Origin of the sequence: Bacillus sp. DE0042, from assembly GCF_007680225.1 — a bacterium.
Classification (GTDB): domain Bacteria; phylum Bacillota; class Bacilli; order Bacillales; family Bacillaceae_G; genus Bacillus_A; species Bacillus_A wiedmannii.
On sequence record NZ_VEJP01000001.1, the window covers coordinates 675,506 to 700,916 of the forward strand.

The following is a 25,411-nucleotide window of genomic DNA, read 5'->3' on the forward strand; positions in this document are numbered from 1 at the left end:
TCCGCCCATACACTGGGTGGTAGGCATCATCATGAAGGAGGAATAAATATGTTCTATAATAATCAACCGCCTTATCCACAACAACCATTTTACCCTCAGCAACAGGACCAAAGATACACAGAACAATATGAAGAACAAGAGCTACAAGAGCAACACTATGAACAAAATCCATACGCATCACAACAAAACCAAGAAGCTAATCATCAACAAAATTCATTCGACACACGTCCAAATTATGAATATCCTCAAAACCCATATGCAGCACCGCAAAATCAAGAACAACAATTTCAACAAAATCCATACGTAGCACCACAAAATCAAGAACAACAATTTCAACAAAATCCATATGTAGCACCACAAAATCAAGAACAACAATTTCAACAAAATCCATACGTAGTACCACAAAATCAAGAACAACAATTTCAACAAAATCCATATGCAACTCAGCCGCAAATGCACCAACCAAACTATGACGCGCGTGTTTCACCACCGGCACCTCAAACAATCGATCCAACACAACCACAAATTTTACCACCAGGACCAACACTCGATATTACACAACCGCAAATCTTACCACCAGGACCAACATTTGATATCACACAGCCTCAAATCTTACCGCCTGGACCAATTACAGAACCAACGCAACAACAAATTCAACAAGTTGTCGGTACACAGTTTTTACCTTTAAAGAAACCTGTACTAGATTTCGTAAAACCTTGGGTAGATTACGGTTTAAATGAAGCAAAACATACATCACACAAACATGCTTTAACAGAAGTTGCTGCGATTATGTTTTTAGTTGGGAAAGGATTCAACCCGACGATTGCACATTATATTGTAGAATCTTGGGAGAAGAATGAGCAGTTTTAGGGTTGTTTATTTGCTAAAACATAAAAAATATAAAAGTGCCAAATCCCTTATATCACAAGGGGTCTGGCACTTTTTAGTATCCGGAATAAAGTTTATTAGAATAATTATTTTTATGGATTTTCATACTTTTTTATATAATACGTGAACAAAATGTGAGCAAATATGTGAACATAAACGGCACACGAAACGCCTTTACTATTTTGAATTTCATATCAGGGCAAACCATTTACTTTAACTTTTAGATTCACAGTAAACCCTAATTCTTCATCATCCAAAGTATGTCTAAACTTGGGCATACTTTTTCACTTCATATATACGTAGACTTCACATGCAGTTACATAGTATATTTTCCCTTGGCTGTTGTGTACTTTATATTGCGGTGAGCCATTAACACTTATTTTGGCATCGATAATGAAACCAAGTCCTTCATCTACAGTTCCAGCTACATCTTTATCAGACCAAGAAGCAGAATCATAGAAGCGAAGGTTGTCCACTTTAGAAACAACGCGTTTTCCTACTTCAGAACTTGCAGCAGAAGTTTGTTCCCCTTGATATTTAATGTAGGATGGATTGTTATAAATCCATTGATTACCACCAAGATTTAACCAATCACCTTGTTTTCCCCACACTTGATAGGATTCATCTTTACTTAATTGACGGATAATACCGTAATTTGTTGATGGTCCATTTCTAAGGTTTACATTATATCCATCGATATAAGCAAGCCCTGTTGTCCATGTTACGTTTTGAGAAGGTTCTTGTGGTTTTGGTTTAACTGTAACTGTTTCGCCTTCATACGCCTTTTGTACTATCTTCTGATTCCGCAATGGTATAACCGCCCTTAATAGATGAAAGTATGTCCTTCATATCGTCAAGAGCAGCTGCCATACGGTCGATATCGGGATTACTTTCCCAAATCTCCCAATAGAACACATCTTCAAATAAATTAAAAACAGCCCGTAAATCACGCTTTTGTTTTTCATCAATAAAGCGGTCTTTAACTTCGCCTTTTTTAATTTCGTGTTTTTCACCTTTGACGAAATCTAGCATTTTTCGAATGAGACTTTTATCTTCATGAGTAAAATCATCTGCCTTCGCAATTTCTACACGTTCAGCAAATCCCCCCATTGAAAACCCTGTAATATCGCCTTTCTTTACTTGTTCCCATGTTTCTTCATCGTCGACGCGGACTGTCATAAGCCAGGTACCAGCTGTTACCTCTTGATCGCCAACCATCATATCGCTTTTAGCAATCCAGTTTTCGACGACAGTACCTTTACCAGCTATTTCATCATGCTGCTTATCGATATGTTGGTAATTTTCCATAAAAGTATATGCAGCCTTTTCTATCTCTTCTGCAGTCATCATGTCATCGTGACTATCTTCAACAAGCGGTTCATATACTACACCTGTAATAAGCTGCTTCTCTTCCTCTGTTTTAAGGATTGGGATCTGTTTTGATATATTTGGTTGTTTAGCAGCTTCGCTTTTCATGATGGCAAATTGACGACCATTAGCTCCCTTTGTAACTAGGGAAACATAGCTAATATTAGCGTTTTTCAGTTCATATGCCATTGTTTTACCTCCTTCCCTATAAATATTGGGGTTCCACTGTCAAAACGCATAGCAGCCAATTTAAAGCTGTATACGTTTTGACGATGAAACCCCAATCAGATAGGTGTATTTTATTACTCTTCTGAAATCATAGTGCAACGGCAATGCGGATGAGCTGGTGGGCACATCTTTCCATTACTAAATAGATCATCAATATCTACCGTTTCCCCATGTAAACCACCACATTCTTTACAAACACGCTCGTCATTTCCTGTAAGCCATGTTTTCTTGTTTCTATTTGCACCCTTATAAGCAATTAAATTGCCGTAATTCATTGCATATGTTATTTCTGTACGTGCAATCATCATTGCTCTGTAGTTACTCGCTTCAGACATTACATCTGCAATAGAAACACTTAATGCATCGACACCCATTCCCTCACTAAGATTCTTTAACATCGTTTCTCTTAATCTATCTTTAGTAGTTTCATGGATTCCCTTTGCTAATTCAAATGCATAAGCAGCAACCCATTTTGCAGCGACGTCACCAATTGGATCTAATACCATCCAGGTTAAACCGTTTGATACAATAGTACTCTGTACAAACTCTGTTACATCATCCTGTAGCGTAGCAGTGACTTCATCGACAAACATTTTTCGTTCCTCATCCCAATCGACACTATCAAGAAATTCATCAACTTCTGCTTCTGTAATCACAAGATCAATCTCTTCATCTGCTTTATTAATACGAATTACGGGAAGCAGGTTTAAGAGCCGCTTTCCCTGCTCTGAAAAAAATCAGCTACCTTCTTTTGCATAGCTTTCTCTATTTCTTCATGCTTTTCTCTAAATGTATTAATAGCAATTAAGTTATCTTGTTTATCATCTGCAGCTTTTGCAATCTGCTCTACTTGAGAAACAGTTTGACTGCCTTCAAAGAATGTATCCCCATCTGCTACTGGTTCATAACCTACTACTTTATGAGATTCATTCCTTGTTAATATACGTTTCTCATAACCATCAGCCGCATATTGCATATCTGCTTCACGATCATCTGTATCAATTTCGTTTAATTTAAAATACCAATCTAAACCACCTAATATTTCAGCGAATACACGGAACAATTGATTATTCAATCGATGTTCTAATATTTCTTGCCCAGGCTCAATAATAGAACGCTTGTACATCTCATTCATTTCCTTAGCAGTTGTTTGTCCTAATGAACCTGTCATAGCCCAACCGATACGATAAGGTGGTACACGATGGGCCACACATATCTCCATTGCGCTATCCTGCTTATATAAACGGAAACTACCTTCTTTTACGTCTGGACGGACTGACTTTTTCTAACCTAGCTTTTGCTCCTGGCGGTACAGGAACAACGGCCAACTTGTGATGCTCTCCTTTTGTTTCTGCAGAGAAGAACTCTTTTAACTCGTTTTCTGTTCCATCATCTATTTCATCGACGCCCTCAAGAAATAACAAAGCATCTGGAATAGTCTTACCCGTGAAAAAGTTAATATCGTAATCTCTCACTGCTTGAGATCCAACTATTGAGCCAATAGAACTAACGTAATTAGGTATCCCATAATAAGAAGAACGAGAACCGAATTTACGAATAACAATAACTTCACCGGCTTTTTCTGTTCCATTTTCCGCGATATCCTCCGCTCCTAAAGGGCGACCATCAACAAGGCTATAATCATCTGGATAACCGAATTTTTTAAACCATCGTTCTTTGTTACTTACGATTTGAGCAAAACGTACTTTATCTTTATGAGCACGTACTGTATGAGCTGGAATATGGTAAAGTTTTGACGGTTCATCTTTGTTATTCCGAACAACCTCGATAATACCCCAGCCAACTGTTTCATAATCATCCCATACGGCCCTTATAATCTCTGCGCTTGTCATTTCTGGATTACAATTACGCATGAATTCTTTTAATCTTTTATATTGCTCTTGGTTTGCTTCTTTCACTTCTTCAAAAGGAGCAAAGTCGAAACCAACACCCGCAATATCATCGACTTTTGCGCTAATACAAGCAGAATGGATTGGATTACTTTCCTTTATTTCCAGCAGTACTGACATATCATAAGGAGGTATAATTAATCCCTTATCACCATATATTTGCGCGAATGGGTCAACCGCCATTTGCTTACTGTTGTCTTCCTTATTCTTCGGATCATCTGCAGCTTTATTAATACCAAATACTTTTACATTCTTAATTGTCTTCTTATCGCTCATATCGTTTATGTGTCCTCCTTTCTTCTATTAGGGGCACCGCCACATCGCTATCAAGTTAAGAAACACATTCTTCCCCAAAACGATAAAAATGAACTTCGGTGCTATAAAAAACACACAATAGTAAAAAGTTAGCATATAATATAGTGATGAATAGATTTCATGTAAGGTAACTGCTTATATTCCTATAACAAAATATACCCATAGGAGGTAGTTATATGTTTGATAAAAATCAAATACTTCAAGCTAATGCATTGAATCCAAATTTAATTGGTCCTACACTTCCCCCAATTCCCCCATTTACTTTACCAACAGGAGCAACTGGCCCAACGGGAGGGACAGGCCCAACGGGAGCAACTGGCCCAACAGGAGCAACTGGCCCAACGGGAGCAACTGGCCCAACGGGAGCAACTGGCCCAACGGGAGCAACTGGCCCAACGGGAGCAACTGGCCCAACAGGAGCAACTGGCCCAACGGGAGCAACTGGCCCAACGGGAGCGACTGGCCCAACGGGAGCAACTGGCCCAACGGGAGCAACTGAAAGTTGTCTTTGTGATTGCTGCGTTTTACCTATGCAGAACGTTTTACAACAACTTATTGGGGAAACAGTAATTCTTGGCACTATTGCAGACGCGCCCAACGTCCCCCCTCTTTTCTTTTTATTTACTATCACTTCCGTAAATGATTTTTTAGTTACAGTTACAGATGGTATCACATCCTTTGTGGTCAATATTTCTGATGTAACAGGGGTAGGATTTTTACCACCAGGGCCATCTATAATATTACTTCCACCTGTAGACTCAGGATGCGAATGTGATTGTCGTGAACGACCAATTAGGGAATTACTAGATACGCTTATTGGTTCTACAGTGAATCTTTTAGCAAGTACTGGTTCTACTGCAGCAAATTTTAACGTGGAACAAACAGGTCTTGGTATCGTTCTAGGTACTTTACCTATAAATCCAACTACAATCGTTAGGTTTGCTATTTCAACCTGCAAAATTACAGCTGTGAACATTCTATAAAATTTAGAGATGTATGATACAAAATAGCACCAAATGCCCATCAACCTAACATTTTGAAGTATCCCCAAAACAAAAAATTGTACATTTTCACCTGAGGATGCCAATTTTCTTGTTTTTGGGGTATTTGCTTTTCTTAGCTTGATAGGTATGTGGCGATACCTCTATTAATAAAAAGCAAATGAAATAGCCGAACAATTTATACCCGACTACATTCTTTTAACCTTTCCACCCATAACGACTTTACGTTTACTCATATCGTCCTCACATGCATAACGAGTCATATCGATACTATGATTATCTTTATCTTGTAATCTATTTTTAGGATTACCGTCTTTATCAACTTCATAATCAATATTCTCGAATTCACCTGCAGTTTTCGGACAACGTTTAGGGTCGATTATGATTTCCACTAAATCATCTAGCCATTTTTCCCCGTATTCAACGGAACCAGGACCTTTAACTGCACCTTTTATTTTCTTAATATCATGATCATTTTTCATTTCATCAATTGACTTTGGTTCCGATGAATCGGCAATTATCTCGACGTCATCCCAACCGAGTTGTTTAATCTTTTCAGCTAAGGAACGGTTACTGATTTTAACGCCATGTATTTCACCGAATATATAAAGCTTTCTGCGCGTTTTATCATAATGCATACGGCCAAAAGACAGCGCGTCATTCCCATAACCCCAGTCAATCCCTTGACGTATATTATCAAATGTTTTAATTTCTTTATCTGTAATACGTCTGAATGTGAGATTACTAAATGGAACAACGCCACTGCCTGTCGGTTTCCCTTCATATTCGTGTTCATATTGCTGTGGTTTAAGTCTTTTTGTTTCTTCTGCTTCTTCCACGAACTGCTTAGAAATATGAGGATTATCATGATATGTACTATGATGTACAAATGTATTCTTTGGCTTGAATTGCGTTTCAAACTTCTTATTAACCCAGGACTGTTTTCTCTTCGGTGGTTTATACGAGTAATACATTTTATATCGCAGTCCATTCGGTAATTCTTTACGCAAAATAGACTTCTCTATTGTAGAAACATCTTCTTCTAATTTAAATTCGGCCAACTCTTCAAACCATGCAATAGCAACTGGATACTTCGCTATTTTAATAGATTTGATTTTTGCAGGGTCATCAGCACCACGGAATATCATTTTGTTTCCACGCGGTTTATAAATGATTTCCATCGGACTTTCTTTAAAACGAAATAAATGCTCTACACCTAAGATTTCTATCGCTTCTTTTATTTGCTCATAGCAGGATTCCCTTATTGTATCCTTTACTTTACGTATACAAAGAACCGTAATAGGAAACTGAATAAGGTCCATCCATAACGATACAAATGGATATATCAGTAGATTTACCCGAACCACGACCGCCCTTACAAACGATTTTTAATATAGATTCACATTTACGGGCTAACCAAACTTGATGAAATGCTGGTGGAAGTATTTCATCTATTTGCTTTTTAGACATTTAAATCACCACTGATATTATCTACAATGACAACTGGCTCAATATTATTATCATCATTATTAGTAGATTTAATCTTATCGATTTGAACCTGTATAAATTCAAGTTTAGCGCGTCGCTCATCATCTATATTAGCCAACCTATCAAAATCTTTAATAAGAGCAGACAAGGTAGAAAGTGCTTTAGATTGAGCATTTAAGAAACTTGCTTGTTTATCCCAAGCAAATTGAATCTCCCACTCTTCTTCAAAGCCGCTTTCACTAAGCTTTTTCTTTCGTAGTTCCTTTGTCATGTCCTCTTTATTATTAACGAACATAATACGTTGAGCATGAATGATTTGAGCGTGCTGCAGCATTATACTTTCCCATAGAATTGATAATGGATCATTGTTAATGGCTTCCTCTAGCTCTTCTTTTAAAGCGTATAATTCTTGTGGTAAATACTTTCTATACAAACCATGTGTAGCAGCATTACCATTACGTAGCGGAGCAGAACCTCCGGGATTACCGGTAGCATTTTTATTGCCCTTTTTGGCTCCACCACGATTGTTTACAGCATTCTTATTACCTTTGGGTGCTCCTGGTTTCTTTTTGGAGTACTCCGTATCTTTCTTTGGAGTACTCCGTTCATTTTTATGGAGTACTCCATTTAATTTGTCTATCCATCCATCTTTCGATTTCCATCCGCCAACCGTTTTTTCACTTACAGTTTTTTCGGATGTAGACAACAATTCGGCAATTTTACGATTCGTAATATCACCATTATGTTCTTTAAATATTTCATACGCTTTGTTACGGTCTGGACTTCGTTGTCTGGCCATAATTACATAACACCTGCCCCCTTATCCAATTGTTTGCACTTCCTTCTCTAAACACTCAATGCATATATGAGCATTATCCGTATTTGCTTCACGGATATATGTTTTATCAAAATGAGTAATAGTTAATGGCATTTTTAATGTCCACATACAAGGTTCATTACAAACAGAACATGTAGGAACGTTTATATTTTCTTCTTCCATTTACACCACCTCACGGTAATTCCTTTAAATCATTTTATTACATCCTATTATTGCAAATCTATTTATCTATATGTAAAATTATAAATAATCTCTAACATTTTGAATCGAGGTGAAAATCATGAGAAGTTTTAGTTCATTATTGATCTCTACTATCTGTTCAACCATCCTTTTAGTTTGGAATTCCCTTTCTTTTTATACTGAATTCACAACGGGACATACTACTGGATTTACGGTATCATAGCCTTGGTTTTTCTTCTATTCTTTATCCTAAACATGCGAGATATCATCAAGAAAAACTACAGAACATCAGGACAATAGGAGTTGATACATATGTGGAAAAAGATTAATAATTATAAGTTTCATCTAAAAGATTTGAAATTTATGACTTGGCTATTCCCAATTGTCGGTTTGTTATACGCTTATGACTTCTTCTCTGGGCTAATCTTTCACCAGGAGTTCTACTGGCTCAAATTAATATGCATGATAATAATGGTCCTGGGATTTATGGATATTAGAAAAAAGCTTAAAAACAACGATTATAGAACGGCAAGATGACAGAGGAGCCCTTTTTAGGGTTCCTTTTTCTCTGTAAAATAAAAAAAGCAGCAGATTCGCTACTTTAAATGTTTCTTATTTGGTGCTACCCCTATTTATAAACTGAAATCTTCCAATGATTTATCAATCTCATCTTGTTGAATGCCTATATAACGTAATGTAATTGATGGAGCAGAATGATTAAAGATCGTTTGTAGCATTACTACATCTTTTGTCTTTTGGTAATAATGATATCCAAAAGTTTTTCTAAGAGTATGCGTTCCAATTTCATCAAGGCCTACTTTTTCAGCAGCAGCGTTCATAATTCGATAAGCTTGAATTCTTGTGATTGGTTTTCCTGTCTTTTTAGAAGCAAATAAGCAATCTGTTTCATTCATTCCAGTTACATACTCATTTATTTTTTCTCTTAACGCTGTATTGATAATGAAACGTTTCTCTTTTCCGGTCTTTTGTTCTTTAATAACAATGTGAGTTCTTTCTTTCACATCATTTACATGTAACTTTAATAAGTCACTAATTCTTAGACCAGTATTGATTCCCATCTCAAATAAAAACAAATCACGATAAGACTGGCGACGTAAAACCTCTTTCACTTCTTCTAATTTTTTCTTATCTCGAATTGGTTGCACAAACTTCATTCCTTACCCCTCCATACGTTATGTTACATTAGATGGTATTTTAACTATCTTTCCATTAAATGGGTTGAGTTGAGTTTGTTTTGTTAGAACAAGGTAAATCTATCAATTCTATTAAATCCATCAATTTAACTATTACATATTCATATTCAATTCATATACTGTAGTAGTTTGCTAGAAAGGAGGCGTAACCATGGAAAGTTGCGTTGTGTTTGTAAATGGCCAACCTTTTTTAGTTCTTACAGTAGCAGGTATCGAGATTGCTAGATTAGAGATTTCTCTTCAAGTAGCATTAGCTCTAAGAGTGCTTGGAATACCGATTTGTGATTAATTAGCATATCAAAAGAAAAAGAGGGATTCAGCCCTCTTTTTTATTTTCTTATCTTTCATTTGCACCAATTTGATTCATCATTGACCCATTACGTTCATGGCATTTACAACCATCACGTATCGTATGAGAAGCCTCTTTAAATCCACAACTTTTATTCAAGCACCATTTTTTTAATGGTATTTTCAAAGTACAATCTCCTCCAAAATAAAAACAACCTGAATGGATGCTCTGATATCAATTATTTATTTGTATTTTAATTACGGTAAATGAAGTTTTACCCTTCTTCCAATCACCTAATGTTGCTGCACAAATCTTTTTATGCATTATTAAGTAACTGGAAGAAGAGCTAAAGCCCTTCTCCGTTTATACAACGTAAATTGCAATTGAATGTAAAATTAAGAAACAACTGTTCATCCAATCTGCAACCATCGCCACCGGTTATGACAATCCATTTTCAGTTATCAGGAATTTTATAAGTAATGTTTTCCGCCACTACTCACAATACAAATATATCACGTTGATTCCTAAACAGCCGGCACATTTACTGCCAAAAAGCGGTCACGACTCTGCCACTTATTTTAATTCACTAGTAACCTTTATTTTTCTAGACAACTTCACTGCAACAGTCATAAAGAATAGATTGAATTTTATTTAGGTATTATGCTTGATCTGATTGTAGAACATGTAATGGAGGTGGAATAATCCAACCTTTTTTCTTATTTAGACGAAGTAATATAGCTCCAGCTTGTGCTTTTTTCATATGAAATTGACCAAACATCATTCCAACATCTTCTCGAAGAGATTGTCCCATAGCTTGACTACATGCTACTAACCCAGCAGCAAGATCCATAGAAACTTTAGCTGCAATTTCCGCATCATTAATACGAGCACCAGGAGGAATCGTTTCAATAGATGCAACTGGTCTTTCTGGAGGTGCTGGTGGTAATGCAACACCATTCAATTTTAATATATTTTTTAATTCTTCAACTTCTGATTGGATATCATTCTCTACAAGGTTTTCTAAAAATTTCTTTAAATCCTCGTCTCCTGTGTGGTTAATAAGAACTTGATATCCAGCAATTGCACCTTGTGCCGCCGCAAGGTAACTCCAAATCCCAAAGACTTCTCCGTAGTGCATTGGTTCATTTTGTGGATTTCCACTTAAAATACCCATAAAAATATTCCTCCTTAAAGAAATTAGACTTTTAGCAACAATACTTACTATAGAAAAAATTTTCCTAACCATGTTCTGGATTAAAGAAAATAAGTTCTTATAACTCATAAGGAACACCTTACCCAAATATAGTAATTACCTCTCATAGAATGTACAGTTACCAAAAATTTATTCTTATAAAGAATAAATACATTTCAATTCAAATGGTTTTATATATTTTCAAACGAATATTGCCTAAAAAACTGGAGACATTACTGAATATGAAAGGAGGGGGAAAACTATGAAGAAAAAACTTTCATCTATTTTAGGTGCCCTATTACTAACTATTACGGTTTTTGGTACAAGCGTCCATGCTGAATACGATGGACATAATACGAATAGAGTTAACAATAATAATACTACAACTCGAGTTAATGACTATAACACGAATAGAGTTAATGACTATAACATGAATAGAGTTAATAATGATGTGAGTACTCGAAATGTAAATACGACAAATGATTTAAATGATAATCGTAATAAAAATAATAATTGGACTTGGCTTGGTTTATTAGGACTACTAGGATTATTTGGTCTTAGAAAAAAAGACAAAGATCCAGAAACACGTTAATGCAGAACATTGTATTTAATTTTAAAAGATATTTATTTATCAAAAGAATACAAAATGAATCGCCTTTAATAAGGCGATTTTTTATTTTTTAAAATCAATAAGAATCACAATAAACAGATGCAATTAATCGGAAACAATGAATTTCTCAACTTAATAGTAATAGAACATTACATCTATTTGACGAACTACGCTCCTTTTTTATGCCTTTTCTTCACTTACCCATATCTTATATTGTGTGTAACTGACCCTAGCGTGAAATCCCTTGCTATCATTGACTTTATAAAACCTTTTCTTTTGAGTTACACAGTACGAAATTTATGAGTAACTGTATAGGGATACCACCACATGCCCATCAAGCTAAAGTTTTATTACACCCCCAGAACGAAATTTTTAGGCTTTCTTGTAACGAAAAAGCTTATTAATCGTTTTGGGGGTGACCTGTTTTCTTAGGTTGATGGCAATGGGGTGCTCCCCCTTCAAAAGTTTCCATTAAAAAATAGTAAAAGCCGGAAAGTATTTTTATACTCTCCGGCCTTAATATAAAAAAATTAAGAAGTTGAAACCTTATTTGCTAAGCATAATTTTCTCAAGTTCATCTAACATTTTGTTAGCTGCAATTACACCACCAGCAGTATTCCAAACTGCATCACTAACTTCATGTGCATTTCCATTTTTAACAGCATTTAGATTTTTCCAAAGAGGATCGCTTGTCATTTCTTTTGCTTTATCTAAAGCTTTTTGATCATTTTCTGGAGCATATGTAAAGTAAAAAAGAACATCTCCATCCATTTTAGGAATCATTTCTTTTCCTACATCTATAGCAAGGTTGCCAAATTTACTGTTAGCAGTAAAAAGCTCTTTTTGCTGTTTCACACGTTTAAAACCTAATTGATCAAAAATAACTCCAGAAAAAGAATCTGTGTAATAAATACGAGAAGTTCCAGCCATGAAACGGACAACAGAAACTTCTTGATTTACTTTATCACCTAATTTTTGTTTTACACCTTCTAGGTGTGCATCAAATTTGCTTAATACTTTGTTGCCTTCTTCTTCACGATTTAAAGCTTTTGCATATAATTTAAAGTTTTCCTTCCAATCGCCTCCTAGTGTATCTGAAAATACTGTTGGAGCAATTGCGCTTAATTTATCGTACACCTTTTCTTGGCGTACCTTATTACCAATAATTAAATCAGGTTTTAACGATGCAATTTTCTCTAAGTTGACTTCATGTTCAACCCCTACAACTTTAACATCTTTCATATCGCTTTTAATATGATCGTACCATGGATCCCCTAGCCAAGATTTCACAGCACCAACAGGCTTTACTCCCATTGATAAAATCGCTTCTGTTCCTTCGTTAGTTAAAACAACAACGCGTTTAGGAGTTTTTGTGATCTTTGTTTCACCCATAGCATGTTTAACGGTATAACCTTGTACTTTGTTTGATTTTGACTCTGTTTTTTCTTTTGACACTTCATTGCTACCACAAGCAGCTATGAACACTAAAAAAAGAGCTGACAATAAACTAAGTATCGTCTTTAAATATGTACGCATAGTAAGTCCTCCGATAAGTTCGATAATGATTTTCATTATTAATAATGATGTATAAATTAATAAACTGTCAATGATATTTTGTCGGATATTTAAAAATGCATTGAAATATCTGACAAAATATAAGAAATTAGCTAGATAGGAATACTGAAATGATTCAAAGAATAACCTTCCACATCTGAAAGTTTTTCAAATTTGGTGGGTGCTTTATATTATACTTTGGCCTATAGTTTCCTATAAGAGTCCCGCCCCATAGCCATCAAGCTAAAATTTTATAGTACCCCCAGAACGAAATTTTGTGCTCCCCAAAACAAAAAAGCATATTTTTTCGTTTTGGGGAGCAACCAAATTCTTAACTTGATGGTGATGGGATACCACCAATATTTTGCAAAATAACCTACGCTATGCGGAAAAATAAAATAAGCTGCCCATGTGGACAGCTTATTTACATAATTATCGATATGGGAAGTGAAATTTATACTTTATCATTGGTCTTTTTTAATCTACTAGCCCTTAATTCTTTGAAATTCTTGATTAATTCTTCTCCGAAAATATAAATAACTTTTTCCCATGGATGCCCTAAATAACCCCACTTAAAGTCTTTTTGCAAAAAGAAATAATAATCTCCATCCGGAAAAAATGGGATTTTCCATTGATGATCCTTTTCGTTTAGATTTAAATTTAAACTAGGATTCATCCAGTAGCTATCATGATGCCAATCTAACGCATATATATATTCATGTTTCTCGGTACATAAAATAAGAGCTTTCAATAATATATGATCAAAAATATAATCATCGTCATCAGTCCATTTTCCTTCAAAATAATTAGGTAAATCATAAGTAATATATGGACAAGAAAATTTAAATGACTGTTCACCAGCTATATTAGGATTAAAAGCAAATTCATCATAAAATCTATCCCAAACATTCTCATATTCTTGTTCATTTAACAAAATCCATTCTTTCAAACTCGTACCTACTTTCTAATATTATTATATAATTAAAATACCACGATGAAATTGTATAGTCTATTCATTGCTAATTTACATAACACATTATTATCGGTAGCAAGAAAAAGGCGAATCCCTACTTTCAAGATGCATTCGCCTTTTTCTTTTTCTATAACCCTATTCATCTTTTTATACATTCCTATCATCGTGCCGTTTTCAGGTTCTCGTTTGTTACTGGATTAGTCGAAAACTGTATAAAATTTTGTATGCTCTTAGCGTGGGGGGTTCAAAAATGCTGGCGATACCCCTAAATTTAAAAGAAAAAAGCAATGCTTAGATTTTAAACCTAGTCATTGCTTTATCCATTGCATCTTGGTTTACACCTATATAACGTAACGTGACCCTCTCAGACGAGTGATTGAATATCTCCATGAGTAATGCTATGTTTTTCGTTTGCATGTACATATGATACCCATACGTCTTTCTTAACGTATGGGTTCCTATTTCATCTAACCCAAACTCTGCCGCTGCTCCACTTAATATCTTATATGCCATGCTACGACCAATTGGACGACTCTTCCCTTGTCTACTTTGTAGTAAATACTCATTGTCTTCTCTTTCTTCAATAAACCTTTTAAGTTCTCTTTTCAGTACTGCAGTAACTTGTATTCGTTTTTGTTTCCCTGTTTTCTTTTCCCTCATAGATATATGACTGCCTTTGACATCCCCTACTTTTAGTTTCAAAATATCTGAGATTCTAAGACCTGTATTAATACCCATAATGAAGAGAATGTAATTACGTAAGCTTTTTTCCTTAAAGTACTCTTTTAGCTGTTGTATTTGCTCTGGATCACGTATCGGTTGAACAAAATTCATTATTTATTACCTCCCGTTTCTTCTGTCTCGTAAACTTCTAATCCAAGTGCAAAAGCAAGTTTATAAAACGCTTTGGACTTCCAACGTCGATAAGTACGCTCTGACATCCCTATTTCGTTATAAACCATGTAATCACATACGTCCTCTTCTTCTAAATAGCGTTTATAAATAATATCTCTTTGAATGCTTCCTGCACGTCCGTTCCCTAATCGATTTAAAAATTGATCTATACGTAATGATATTCTTTCAAGCCACTCTTCTCGTTTGCTTTGTTGAATGTTTGCTATGGCAACATCTTCTAATGGCTTACCAACTGCATGTGTAGGCCCGTGTTCACGCATTTCATAAGAAGGAGTGACTTTCATTTCTTTACGCATCATCCCAAATTGCCTATGTATACGTACACTTTCCAACACGCCTTCTAATTCCTCTTGTGTTGCCGTTCTATCGATTTTTGGTAAGAAAGATAATTGTTTAGTCATGTAAGACCACTCCTTTTTATTTTTTAATTACTTTTGTCTTAAAGCTCCACGTCTACGCTCATAACGCGGCCCATAAATTCCCATTAAATCTTCAATGTCACGATTGCTTAATTTCTCTTTTCGTTTTTTCTTATTTTTCTTCTTTGCTTGTTTTGATTGCTTTTCCCACTTACGTAACTGATCTCTTAGCACCTTCATTTCCCCATCCCCTTTTTTAAAATAAAAAGGACACCTATTCTTAAAACAGCTTTAATTACTGCTTTAATGAATTGGTGTCCTCTAGTTTTCTAGCCGGACTATATTCTGTTTGCTTTCACTTTAAAAGAATTATTGTTTTAACTGTTCTATTAAATTACTCTATTCATCGTTCCCTTCCAATTCCACACTCTCTTCACATATTTGTCCAATTAATGAAATTACAGAACCAACTGCTTGAACCCAACTTCCTATAATATCTATTAGCTTTCCTTCTTCATTTTTATTAGTTTCGTTGTTTACCTGAGTGTTTGTATCTTTCTCCACATCATTTACATTACCTTCTTTATTAGACTGGTCCTCATTTCTGATACTTTTTAATTCGTCAATACCTCCTATTTCCTGTAATGAATTCCCAATTGATTGTAATAAGTTTCCTATAATATTTAAGTGTTCATCTTTATCGGATGTATCCTCAAATTCATCTGCTAATGCTGTAAGTCCACCCAAAGCCTGTGTCCAATTCCCGGCAATCACTAATTTAATTTATGTTTCTTCTTTAAAATCGATAATCAATCCAGATATTACAGTGACATTACCAATTGATTGGATTTCATTACCGATTTTTTCAAGAGACACTTCTCCTTGACCATCAGCCTCTAAAATATTTCCAACAGCCTGTAATACGTTTCCATAAACATTTAAATCCTTTCTTACATTACTGCTTATAAAATCAAAAGGCGTACTTCCAATAGCGGAAGTAATTGTTCCTATTGCTGCAACCCATGCACCAAATATCTCTTTAAATTGGTTCTCCATTTAAAACATATCCCAGCATTAAGTAATTAATATAATCCTATTCAATTACTCATCTCACTGTTAATAATTTCAAATGTCTCTTTGCCATCCTTCTTTATAATAATGTCTTATAAAAATATTTTTTAGGAAGTATACGCATTTGTTAAACGTACTTCTATATTGCTTTTATACATATTACTTAGCATTGGTTGGATTGCATTATTTGGAATACGGTGGTCTGCATTCTTTCATTAAATGCATCTACCCACTGAATAAAACTCAATATTCCATCCATACTATAGATAACCCATCTTTAATGTGCTGTAACCAGTTAGATCTTATTTAAGACTGAGCAGTTAGCTTTTGCTAGCTGCTCTTTTATATTGATTTAATAATAAAATTTAGGTCTTATTTCTTTTTTTACACCATATGCTTCTAACCTAGCCCCAGCTCAAAGTGTTACCTCCTATCTTAAAGAGCACTTATGCATGGTGCTCTTTTTTAGTTTCTATATTTCTACAAAATGAAATTTTTGTTTAGTTTTCTTTCCTGCATAATATTTCGATATCCGTTTATACTATAGTTGTATCCTATGCTACTTCTAAAAGCGTACAATGGAGCAGTTAGCTACTTCAGCTAGCTGCTTTGTTGTGCCAAATAATTTTTTATTTCTCAACAACCATTATTGGAATTAAAATCCCAATAATGGTAATATGAAAGTAACTTTCAGTCATAATTATTAACATGTCAAGTGTTGTTCCCTTTTAAAAGGTCCTGTGTCAACCAGGGCCTTTTAAACTTGTTCCCTACTAAAATAGCTTTTTCTTCAAATACTTCACGCACATGAAAAAATTACATTTGGTATCACGTACTCTTTTACACTAAGAGATTTGATCCGAAGAGCACTTATATATAGTGCTCTTTTTGGTATGGAATGTGAAATAAAGGCTTGCTCTTAAAACCTTTTATGTAATTATTATAGGTGTTTTCCTTACACCCGTGTGGTTGTTTACTCATAAGTTGTTAAAGTATAAATATAAATTGGTAGTTAATTTATAAGGGAGGTGAAAAAATGAGTAAATTTAAAAAGAATTGTCACATACCCTTTCCATGTGCCTTTCCTTTACCTCAAATAGGGCCTACTGGAATAACTGGAGCGATAGGACCTACCGGCATAACCGGAGCGACAGGACCTTCTGGTGGACCTCCGGGGCCTACTGGGCCTACCGGCATAACCGGAGCTACTGGACCTACCGGCATAACTGGAGTAACCGGACCTTCTGGTGGACCTCCAGGGCCTACTGGACCTACTGGACCTACCGGCATAACTGGAGCAACTGGACCTCCGGGGCCTACTGGGCCTACCGGCATAACTGGAGTAACCGGACCTTCTGGTGGACCTCCAGGACCTACTGGACCTACCGGCATAACTGGAATAACCGGACCTTCTGGTGGACCTCCAGGGCCTACTGGACCTACCGGCATAACTGGAGCAACTGGACCTTCTGGTGGACCTCCGGGGCCTACTGGACCTACCGGATTGCCAGGAACTGTTGGACCTCCGGGGCCTACTGGAATAACTGGAGCAACTGGGCCTTCTGGTGGACCTCCAGGGCCTACTGGACCTACCGGCATAACTGGAGCAACTGGACCTTCTGGTGGACCTCCAGGACCTACTGGACCTACCGGATTGCCAGGAACTGTTGGACCTCCGGGGCCTACTGGGCCTACCGGAATAACTGGAGCAACTGGGCCTTCTGGTGGACCTCCAGGACCTACTGGACCTACCGGATTGCCAGGAACTGTTGGAGCTACTGGCCCTACTGGGCCTACCGGACTTACAGTATCTGGGTTATCTCATTATGCTTATGTTTTCAATACAGCAGCTCAAGTTGTTGCCTTAGAAGCACCTATTCTTTTTAATTCACATGGTAGAATGACATCTGGTTTTACTCATACGCTCGGAACTTCTCAATTAATGGTTCTTAATGCAGGAGATTATAAAATTTCTTTTTCTGTATCAGGAGTTGAGCCTAATCAATTCACACTTTTTTTAAATGGTGCTCCGGTTACCAGCGCAGTTTATGGATCAGGTGCAGGGACTCAACCAAACAACGGCCAAACAATTCTCGCTTTAGCTGCAGGTGATATTATTACCCTTAATAATCATACTTCCGCTGCTGCAGTTACTTTGCAGACTTTGGCAGGTGGAACACAAACGAATATAAATGCTTCGATTGTAATTGAAAAATTAATTTAATTTAATGATTTATTTCTTGAAACTCTAGCAGTTAATAACCTAGAGTGGATTCTTTTTTTTAACAAGCAGTTAGCTTTTGCTAGCTGCTCTTTTAATTAAAATAACGCTTTTGTTTAAAACTTTTCACATTTAAACCAGACAAGCATATGTTATTTTATGGAAGCTTCCCATTCATAGCATTCTACCTTTCTTATTTAAGAGCACGCTTATATGTGTGCTCTTTTGTATTTGCTATGAAATAAGAATTTTATTTAGTTGCCATTAACCTTTTTATCCACTTTGAATATAGTATTATCATCCAAGTGAATACACAGGTCGCCCTGGACCAGCCTCCTTGTATTCCTTGTATTCCTTGTATTCCTTGTATTCCTTGTACACAGAACCCGTTATAACTAGCGGGTTCTGTATATTTTTATCTATACAATAACTATTTTGTTTAATTTATAAAATACAAGCGCTTGTCCATTTCATTTTGTTCTACCCCTACATTTACTATTAGTAATAAGAACTGAACTTTTCAGAGGTGAAAATATAATGGACGAGTTTTTATCTTCTACTTCAATAAACCCTAATTTAGTTGGACCTACTTTACCACCCGTTCCACCATTCACACTACCGACTGGGCCGACTGGACCGACTGGGCCAACTGGGCCGACTGGGCCGACTGGGCCGACTGGACCGACTGGACCGACTGGACCGACTGGATCACTATCAGTAGCTTACGGAACTTTTTGGCAAACGGAAATCATTACAATCCCTTTCGAATCCCCTTTTTCTTTTAATCAGGCTGACCCTATGGTGGGGGGAATTTCTCTGTTAAATCCAACCACAATTAATATCACACAAGCTGGGGATTATCGAATTTCTTTCATTTCCTCGATTAACTTGACTGTAGCCCTTTCATTTCCTTATTCGCCTACTATTTCTATACTATTAAATAACAGTCTGATTCCAAATTTCAAAGCTACTTTCGGTCTTTCAATACTAGATCCAGAGGATGTAGATTGCGCTCAACTCATTGGAGACACTATTTTATCAGTCCCAGCCAACTCAACACTTCAACTTATAAATAATAGCTTTGTAGGCGAAACAGCCATTCGTACATGCGATAATGGAATAAATGCTTTAGAATTAAACATTATCAAATTAAACTAGTACAAGTACGCCTTTAAAACTAGGTGTTATTATGGCATCTAGTTTGCAGTTTCCAATGAAATTTTTGTACAAAGAATACACACAAAATCAAAAATAAATTCATAAAATATTTTATATTCTTTTCTTTTAGAATGAATAGTCTTTACAGAGCACTTCCCGAAGTGCTCTTACATTTACATATCAAATAACGTTTTTAATTAATTACGAGAGCGGATTTTATTATTTTGTACAAGCACTCTATTCTTCTTTTAATAAAATATATAGATATCTCAAAGAAAGGAGAGCGACATAAGTATGGCTGATTATTTTTATAAAGATGGTAAAAAATATTACAAAAAACAATCGTATTCTCACCACCAAAAAGACAACTGTTTTATTGAAACCCATACATTATCTAGTTCTAATACAACTTTAAATTTCAGCGTACCAGCTAACACTACAAGAACTGCTTTTGAAGATTTCACCAATAACCACAATAAAACATTACTTGATCTTCGCATTCCCGGTACTTCCCAACCAATTGAAGTAACTATCCGAACAAGAAGTTCTCGTCTGCCGATTACTGTAACAATAGTTGCAGGTGAAACCAAGGTATTCCAAGTAGAGGATTTCCATAGTCTCACTCTCACAAATAATACTAATATCAATAGCAATATTGGTATATTCATTCAAAAAACATTTTGTATCTGTTGCAATAATCAAAATGATTCTCGTAACAAGTATTATAAAGAACAATCAAATTCTCACTATCAAAAAGATAACTGTTTCATCGAAACTCATACCGTAGCTGGTTCAGAAACTACCCCAACCGAAAATGCACCTTTAACTATTATCGTACCCCCTGACACTTCAAGAAGAGTTTTTGAAGATTTCACTAATAATCACAACAAAACATTACTTCAAATATCTGTTCCCGAAGATGTCTCCCCCATCGAAGTCACTATTCAAACAAGAAAATCTCCTACACCAATTATCGTGACTCTTGCTACAAATGAAACAAGAGTATTTCAAGTAGAAGATTTTCAAAGCCTTACTCTCACAAATAATACCGAATTCCTTAATTTCATTGAAGTATTGATTAAAAAGACATTTTGTATCTGCTGCAATGATAGAAATGATTCGTGCGATGAATATTCCCGTGATTACGAATGTGAATGTTAGATTGACTCCCCAAAAGAATCCTTATAAAGGGTTCTTTTTCTTTTACCTTAGTATCATCTAATCATTCACATTTGTTCAACATTTCATCTCTTAACAAAATTCCGATTTAATTAATATCCTACAAAATAATACTTTCATTAAAAAACCATTCATATTTCATTTTACGAATAATCTTTTTTATATCGTACATACTATCTGCAAGCCGATTTCCCACGGCTGTACTCTTTCCAAACGGAGCTCTCTCCTCCGTACCACTTGAGAACAGGCGGGTAACTTAATTAGTTGCCTGCCGTTTTTACGTATAATCGTAAAACTTCTTGTCCATACTTTTTAGAGAAAACATCTTTTGCCATTTGGAGCGACCTCCAGCACATGATATTTGTACGGCCGTTCCTATAAAAGGAGCGGTCTTATTTTATCTTTGCTTGCCTCTTTTCTATTCAAATAACGCTTTTTTTAAATCCCATTGCCTAATTCCTCGTTTGTCCATTTCACTTTACTCTACCTTCACATTTACTATTAGTAATACGAATTTTTCAGAGGTGAAAATATAATGGACGAATTTTTATCTTCTGCTTCAATAAATCCAGATTTACTCGGACCTACTTTACCAGCTATTCCACCATTCACACTGCCTACCGGACCCACTGGACCTACCGGGGGCACTGGACCTACCGGAGGCACTGGACCTACCGGGGACACTGGACCTACCGGGGACACTGGGCCTACCGGGGACACTGGACCTACCGGGCCTACTGGACCTACCGGGCCTACTGGACCACCCGATGGACCTACTGGAGCCACTGGACCTACCGGGCCTACTGGACCACCCGATGGACCTACCGGGGGCACTGGACCTACCGGAGACACTGGACCCACCGGGGGCACTGGGCCTACCGGAGACACTGGACCTACCGGGGACACTGGACCCACCGGGGGCACTGGGCCTACCGGGGACACTGGACCTGGATGCATAGAACCTCTACCAATATTCACTCAAATAGTCTATGTAAACAAAGCTGGTAATGACGCTACTGCTGATGGTTCTGAATGCGCACCATTTTTAACAGTAACTGCAGCAATGGCATCAATAACGGATGCTATTGCGCCATTTCCGGATCCTTTAAATATAACTAAACGTTATGCTATCTCTATTGGACCTGGTAACTATATTGAACCATTAATTCATTTAAAAGCTAACGTTCAATTAGTAGGAACTAGTACTTTATTAACTAGATTACAAATTCCTTTCGATATAAATGATCCGTCTTGGTTTGATTTGAACTTTTCACAAGATCCTAGATCTGGGTTTGTCGATCTGACATTACTAAGTGGGCCTCTGGACTTTAACTTTCAAACAGCGCAAAGTGTTTCAGGTAAATTATTCTTTGTTAGCGTTAATATAACCCCTACTCCTATATTCACAGCTTTATCGACTTCTGTGAACCAAGTGAATATCCGTGATTCAATGTTATCCGGTGGTTATACTCAAAATGGAATTAACATGGCGATGTTTGCTTCATTCGTTTCTAGTGGAAATATTACTATTAATTCACAAGCTACTACAGATACCCAAGTCAATTTAGTTGGTGGAGGAATAAATGGTAATGTCATTATTAATGTGCTATCTGGTCATATTCCAATTGACCCCTTAAATTTAACCAGCTTCGCTATTACAGAAAACATTTTCAATCCCAGCCCTAATTCAGGGAATTTAATTGTCAATGGCGTTAATGACGTTATTACAAGAGTCAGAGCAACAGTTGATTCTTTACCTATTCGTTCCCGGATAAATATTTTAGGAACAAATACATCTTTGATTAGAGTTGATGATGCTTTCGATTTAGCTTATACACCTATTAATCCAGCAAACTGGGCTCCTCTTCCTCCTACTACAGTGCAGGAAGCTCTAGATAGAATTGCTGCATTGCTGGCAGTAACTATCGGTACACCTTAAAAAGAACTTAAATCCTATTTTAATAGGAGCTAAATTGCTATGATATGTGAAAGAAAAGTCTCTTCAATTCTGATTGTAGAGACTTTTTTAGTTTCTAAGCAAATCCGATATCCGAAAGTTAATATATATATCATAAACAAAGTGTATATTTCTTAACAAAATTCAAATTTGATTAAAGTAACTGTGTTTTTCGTTCTTCCATACGAATTACTTTTCCACTTTGATATACAAATGATTGTTCACCAAATCCACCTTGGGGTGGTTCTATTAGTTGGATCTGACCATTTTTAACAACATATATTCCGTTTATTTTCAAATCTATTTCAGCTTTCATTTCTACAAGATTTTCTTTAATAATTCCCATTAAGACCACTCCCGTATGTTATGATTATTTTGTCGAAGCAAGTCGGGAGCAATCTCGACTTTTTTATTTTGTTATAGATATTCCACAACATTATCGGGAATAAATGATTGTTCTAATGATAAATAAAGTCGTATTGAAATCGGTTCTTTATTATCTCTCGCAGACTTGCAAAGCTCCTCCGGTGTAAGATCTAAAACGAAAGCATCTTGCCAATATGAAACTTGAACAGGTCTATAAATTGCCATATTATTCATCCTCCATTGTTTTACTTGATTTGCTTTGATATACTTAATCCAATTCAATTTTTAGAAAGACTCTCTATAAGAGTCTAAAATCTATCACTCTGCCAAGTGATAGATTTTTTATTTTTTACGACTAACTAATGATGCGTTTATCCCCTTTTCTTGAAGTCTTTTAATAACCACACGATAACTCTTTGATATTTCATGGTCCTCTTTTGCATTACGCAGACTTCTAAACTCCTGTGTACATCGATTTAATTCCATCTCCCAACGATTTGCTTCATCCAACGATTCAGCGTTGAACAAATTATGAAGACATGTAACCATGCAGAGGATTTTGGTCATGAGACCTGTCACATCCTATTTCATTCTGGTAATCAATTATTAATGCATCAAATGTTTCTAGATTATCAAGAAGCAAAGGCTAAAAACTTCGCACAACAATTTTGTGTACCTACTTTTATGTTACGAAAGCTTCCTCCCCTACAGTTAAAAGCATATATAATCTCAGAAAAATTCAATGTAACAACACAATTTGCTGAAAAAAGGCTTTTACATTATGAAAATCAATTATTAGCAAGTAAATTACAGAACCGAATATCACAATACTGTAATTTTTAAAACTAAAGATACAGGAGGTATTGAATATGAAAGGAAGTTTTCGTAAACGTGGAAATACGTGGTCTTTTACAATAGATATCGGTATAGATCCAACCACAGGAAAACGACAGCAAAAAAGTAAAAGTGGATTTAGAACAAAAAAAGAAGCCCAAAATGCTGCTGCAACGATGATTACAGAGATAGAGAAAGGAATGTATTTTGATGACAAACAATTAACTGTTTTAGATGTATGGGAAAAGTTAAAGCCTCTTCGTAAAGCTGAATTAAAAATTACATCTTATGAAAAAGACATGAGCTTAGTTAGGCTCTATATCCTTCCCCCATTTAGTTACAAAAAAATTAAAAGTATTAAGCCCGTAATGATCCAAACCTACTATGCTGAACTTAAGGAAAAAGGATTATCAAATGGTACAATCAGCAATATCCACCGCTGCCTAAGATGTATTTTCAAACACGCTGTAGAATGGGAAATCATACATGATAATATAATGAATAAGGTTAAAAAACCACGTGAAGAGCAAGGCGAGATGAAAACATGGTCTAGCGAAAAATGTAATCGATTCCTCCATTATCTAAAAGAAAAAAATATTAAGTACCATATGTTCTTCTTACTCGCAATCTATACAGGTATGAGACGTGGAGAATTACTTGCACTAACGTGGAAAGATATTGACTTTGATAATAAACGTATCCTGGTTAATAAATCGCTTGTAAAAACAGAAAAAGGACTATTTAAAGCTGCTACAAAAACTAAGTCTTCAAATAGAAGCATTAGTATCTCTTCTTTTGTTATAGGGAAATTACAATCCTACTACTCCTATAAAAAGAAAGAATTTTTCCGCTGGGGTATACACTTGAATGAAGAGGCCTTTATTTTCACCGGCAATACGATGCATTCGCCCTTACATATAGATGCTCCTCATCGCTTTTTGAATGATCACTATAAAAAAGCTGGTGTTCCTCGAATTCGTATACACGACTTGCGACATACTCACGCTACACTCATGCTTCAGGCTGGAGAACACCCTAAAATCGTACAAGACCGCTTAGGGCATTCATCTATTCAAATGACTTTAGACAAGTATAGTCACATCACACAGAACATGCAGCAACAAGCGGCGGAAAACTTCGAGAACATAATAAAATCTAATGAAAACACCTGATAAAAAATGAACAAATTTAATGTGAGCAAAATGTGAGCATCAAGGGAAACCAACACTTATAAACCTTGATATAATAAGGTTTTTCATACTATATCGTTGAATCTTGGGAGAAGAATGAGCAGCTTTAGAGG

The 25,411-nt window shown here is 35.9% G+C and carries 23 protein-coding genes and 8 pseudogenes; 12 read left to right on the forward strand and 19 right to left on the reverse strand.

Features of this window, described 5'->3' with window-relative positions; all coding sequences use genetic code 11:
- Positions 1-48: 48 nt before the first annotated feature.
- Positions 49-870, forward strand: coding sequence for a hypothetical protein (locus FS802_RS03130; protein WP_088107120.1), 822 nt, complete (start codon positions 49-51; stop codon positions 868-870).
- A gap of 302 nt (positions 871-1,172) precedes the next feature.
- Here FS802_RS03130 and FS802_RS32005 read toward each other — a convergent pair.
- The 4 genes and pseudogenes from FS802_RS32005 to FS802_RS31310 all read right to left on the reverse strand — a co-directional run.
- Positions 1,173-1,679 (reverse strand): annotated as a pseudogene (locus FS802_RS32005) (SH3 domain-containing protein); the annotation flags it as partial.
- A pseudogene (locus tag FS802_RS32010) lies at positions 1,672-2,445 on the reverse strand (XkdF-like putative serine protease domain-containing protein); the annotation flags it as partial. The pseudogenes FS802_RS32005 and FS802_RS32010, both read right to left, overlap by 8 nt.
- Positions 2,446-2,558: 113 nt before the next feature.
- A complete protein-coding gene (locus tag FS802_RS03145; protein ID WP_033657799.1) occupies positions 2,559-3,077 on the reverse strand; it encodes a phage head morphogenesis protein in 519 nt (172 codons plus the stop codon).
- A gap of 113 nt (positions 3,078-3,190) precedes the next feature.
- Positions 3,191-4,670, reverse strand: a pseudogene (locus FS802_RS31310) (phage portal protein).
- A 215-nt stretch (positions 4,671-4,885) separates the two neighbouring features.
- Here FS802_RS31310 and FS802_RS03155 point away from each other — a divergent pair.
- The gene (locus FS802_RS03155) at positions 4,886-5,692 is read left to right on the forward strand and encodes an exosporium leader peptide-containing protein (RefSeq protein ID WP_000459812.1); all 807 of its coding nucleotides are present in this window, start codon (positions 4,886-4,888) and stop codon (positions 5,690-5,692) included.
- Between the two features lie 206 nt (positions 5,693-5,898).
- Here FS802_RS03155 and FS802_RS03160 read toward each other — a convergent pair.
- The 3 genes and pseudogenes from FS802_RS03160 to FS802_RS03170 form a co-directional block, all read right to left on the reverse strand.
- Positions 5,899-7,180 (reverse strand): annotated as a pseudogene (locus FS802_RS03160) (PBSX family phage terminase large subunit).
- Complete coding sequence (gene terS / locus FS802_RS03165; RefSeq protein ID WP_088107118.1) at positions 7,173-7,997, reverse strand: phage terminase small subunit; 825 nt, start codon at positions 7,995-7,997, stop codon at positions 7,173-7,175. The pseudogene FS802_RS03160 and the gene terS overlap by 8 nt, the downstream one beginning before the upstream one ends.
- Before the next feature lie 21 nt (positions 7,998-8,018).
- The gene (locus tag FS802_RS03170) at positions 8,019-8,198 is read right to left on the reverse strand and encodes a hypothetical protein (protein WP_000390758.1); all 180 of its coding nucleotides are present in this window, start codon (positions 8,196-8,198) and stop codon (positions 8,019-8,021) included.
- Positions 8,199-8,316: 118 nt separating this feature from the next.
- Here FS802_RS03170 and FS802_RS31430 point away from each other — a divergent pair.
- Both FS802_RS31430 and FS802_RS31435 read left to right on the forward strand, forming a co-directional pair.
- Positions 8,317-8,516 (forward strand): annotated as a pseudogene (locus FS802_RS31430) (hypothetical protein).
- A 12-nt stretch (positions 8,517-8,528) separates the two neighbouring features.
- Positions 8,529-8,753 carry a hypothetical protein gene (locus FS802_RS31435; protein ID WP_000265596.1) on the forward strand — a complete coding sequence of 75 codons (225 nt, stop codon included), beginning with the start codon at positions 8,529-8,531 and terminating at the stop codon, positions 8,751-8,753.
- Between the two features lie 95 nt (positions 8,754-8,848).
- Here the strand turns inward: FS802_RS31435 and FS802_RS03185 are convergent, their stop codons facing one another.
- Positions 8,849-9,391 (reverse strand): site-specific integrase, encoded by a 543-nt coding sequence (locus FS802_RS03185; RefSeq protein WP_098653733.1) that lies wholly within the window; start codon positions 9,389-9,391, stop codon positions 8,849-8,851.
- A 190-nt stretch (positions 9,392-9,581) separates the two neighbouring features.
- On the opposite strand from FS802_RS03185, the gene FS802_RS03190 reads away from it, so the two are divergent.
- Positions 9,582-9,719 (forward strand): DUF3956 domain-containing protein, encoded by a 138-nt coding sequence (locus FS802_RS03190; protein WP_000443221.1) that lies wholly within the window; start codon positions 9,582-9,584, stop codon positions 9,717-9,719.
- A 48-nt stretch (positions 9,720-9,767) separates the two neighbouring features.
- Here the strand turns inward: FS802_RS03190 and FS802_RS30940 are convergent, their stop codons facing one another.
- Both FS802_RS30940 and FS802_RS03195 read right to left on the reverse strand, forming a co-directional pair.
- Positions 9,768-9,905 carry a hypothetical protein gene (locus FS802_RS30940; RefSeq protein WP_154131307.1) on the reverse strand — a complete coding sequence of 46 codons (138 nt, stop codon included), beginning with the start codon at positions 9,903-9,905 and terminating at the stop codon, positions 9,768-9,770.
- A 472-nt stretch (positions 9,906-10,377) separates the two neighbouring features.
- Positions 10,378-10,893, reverse strand: a complete 516-nt coding sequence (locus FS802_RS03195) for a DUF3231 family protein (RefSeq protein ID WP_000512143.1) — start codon at positions 10,891-10,893, stop codon at positions 10,378-10,380.
- Positions 10,894-11,173: 280 nt separating this feature from the next.
- Here FS802_RS03195 and FS802_RS03200 point away from each other — a divergent pair, with 280 nt between their 5' ends.
- Positions 11,174-11,503, forward strand: a complete 330-nt coding sequence (locus FS802_RS03200; RefSeq protein WP_000728140.1) for a WGxxGxxG family protein — start codon at positions 11,174-11,176, stop codon at positions 11,501-11,503.
- 564 nt (positions 11,504-12,067) lie between these two features.
- Here the strand turns inward: FS802_RS03200 and FS802_RS03205 are convergent.
- From FS802_RS03205 to FS802_RS03225, 6 genes and pseudogenes are all read right to left on the reverse strand, one after another.
- Positions 12,068-13,057 (reverse strand): ABC transporter substrate-binding protein, encoded by a 990-nt coding sequence (locus tag FS802_RS03205; RefSeq protein ID WP_001261484.1) that lies wholly within the window; start codon positions 13,055-13,057, stop codon positions 12,068-12,070.
- Between the two features lie 472 nt (positions 13,058-13,529).
- Positions 13,530-14,024: a DUF2716 domain-containing protein gene (locus tag FS802_RS03210; protein WP_098653734.1), complete on the reverse strand. Its 495-nt coding sequence runs from the start codon at positions 14,022-14,024 to the stop codon at positions 13,530-13,532.
- Positions 14,025-14,339: 315 nt separating this feature from the next.
- Complete coding sequence (locus FS802_RS03215; protein ID WP_098653735.1) at positions 14,340-14,882, reverse strand: site-specific integrase; 543 nt, start codon at positions 14,880-14,882, stop codon at positions 14,340-14,342.
- Positions 14,882-15,364 (reverse strand): ArpU family phage packaging/lysis transcriptional regulator, encoded by a 483-nt coding sequence (locus FS802_RS03220; RefSeq protein WP_063263976.1) that lies wholly within the window; start codon positions 15,362-15,364, stop codon positions 14,882-14,884. Before FS802_RS03220 ends, FS802_RS03215 begins: the two co-directional genes overlap by 1 nt.
- A 27-nt stretch (positions 15,365-15,391) precedes the next feature.
- Positions 15,392-15,562, reverse strand: a complete 171-nt coding sequence (locus FS802_RS30945) for a hypothetical protein (RefSeq protein ID WP_098653736.1) — start codon at positions 15,560-15,562, stop codon at positions 15,392-15,394.
- Positions 15,563-15,721: 159 nt separating this feature from the next.
- Positions 15,722-16,378 (reverse strand): annotated as a pseudogene (locus tag FS802_RS03225) (DUF6944 family repetitive protein).
- A gap of 1,051 nt (positions 16,379-17,429) precedes the next feature.
- On the opposite strand from FS802_RS03225, the gene FS802_RS03230 reads away from it, so the two are divergent.
- From FS802_RS03230 to FS802_RS03245, 4 genes are all read left to right on the forward strand, one after another.
- Positions 17,430-18,617, forward strand: coding sequence for a BclA C-terminal domain-containing protein (locus tag FS802_RS03230; protein ID WP_098720358.1), 1,188 nt, complete (start codon positions 17,430-17,432; stop codon positions 18,615-18,617).
- 534 nt (positions 18,618-19,151) lie between these two features.
- Entirely contained in the window at positions 19,152-19,772 is a 621-nt protein-coding gene (locus FS802_RS03235) for an exosporium leader peptide-containing protein (protein ID WP_098653738.1), read from the forward strand.
- A 294-nt stretch (positions 19,773-20,066) separates the two neighbouring features.
- Entirely contained in the window at positions 20,067-20,933 is an 867-nt protein-coding gene (locus FS802_RS03240; protein ID WP_098653739.1) for an exosporium protein D, read from the forward strand.
- A gap of 553 nt (positions 20,934-21,486) precedes the next feature.
- Positions 21,487-22,890: an exosporium leader peptide-containing protein gene (locus FS802_RS03245; RefSeq protein WP_098653740.1), complete on the forward strand. Its 1,404-nt coding sequence runs from the start codon at positions 21,487-21,489 to the stop codon at positions 22,888-22,890.
- A 172-nt stretch (positions 22,891-23,062) separates the two neighbouring features.
- Here FS802_RS03245 and FS802_RS03250 read toward each other — a convergent pair whose 3' ends face one another.
- The 3 genes and pseudogenes from FS802_RS03250 to FS802_RS03260 all read right to left on the reverse strand — a co-directional run bounded on the left by FS802_RS03250 (position 23,063) and on the right by FS802_RS03260 (position 23,841).
- A complete protein-coding gene (locus FS802_RS03250; RefSeq protein ID WP_098653741.1) occupies positions 23,063-23,254 on the reverse strand; it encodes a DUF3954 domain-containing protein in 192 nt (63 codons plus the stop codon).
- Positions 23,255-23,325: 71 nt separating this feature from the next.
- Positions 23,326-23,433, reverse strand: a pseudogene (locus FS802_RS30950) (cell division protein SepF); the annotation flags it as partial.
- Positions 23,434-23,616: 183 nt separating this feature from the next.
- Positions 23,617-23,841, reverse strand: coding sequence for a hypothetical protein (locus tag FS802_RS03260; RefSeq protein WP_255291318.1), 225 nt, complete (start codon positions 23,839-23,841; stop codon positions 23,617-23,619).
- Here FS802_RS03260 and FS802_RS03265 point away from each other — a divergent pair.
- Together FS802_RS03265 and FS802_RS03270 are read left to right on the forward strand one after the other, a co-directional pair.
- Positions 23,827-24,117 (forward strand): annotated as a pseudogene (locus FS802_RS03265) (ImmA/IrrE family metallo-endopeptidase); the annotation flags it as partial. The gene FS802_RS03260 and the pseudogene FS802_RS03265 sit on opposite strands and share 15 nt — an antisense overlap.
- A 26-nt stretch (positions 24,118-24,143) precedes the next feature.
- Positions 24,144-25,280: a site-specific integrase gene (locus FS802_RS03270; protein WP_098653742.1), complete on the forward strand. Its 1,137-nt coding sequence runs from the start codon at positions 24,144-24,146 to the stop codon at positions 25,278-25,280.
- Positions 25,281-25,411 lie beyond the last annotated feature (131 nt).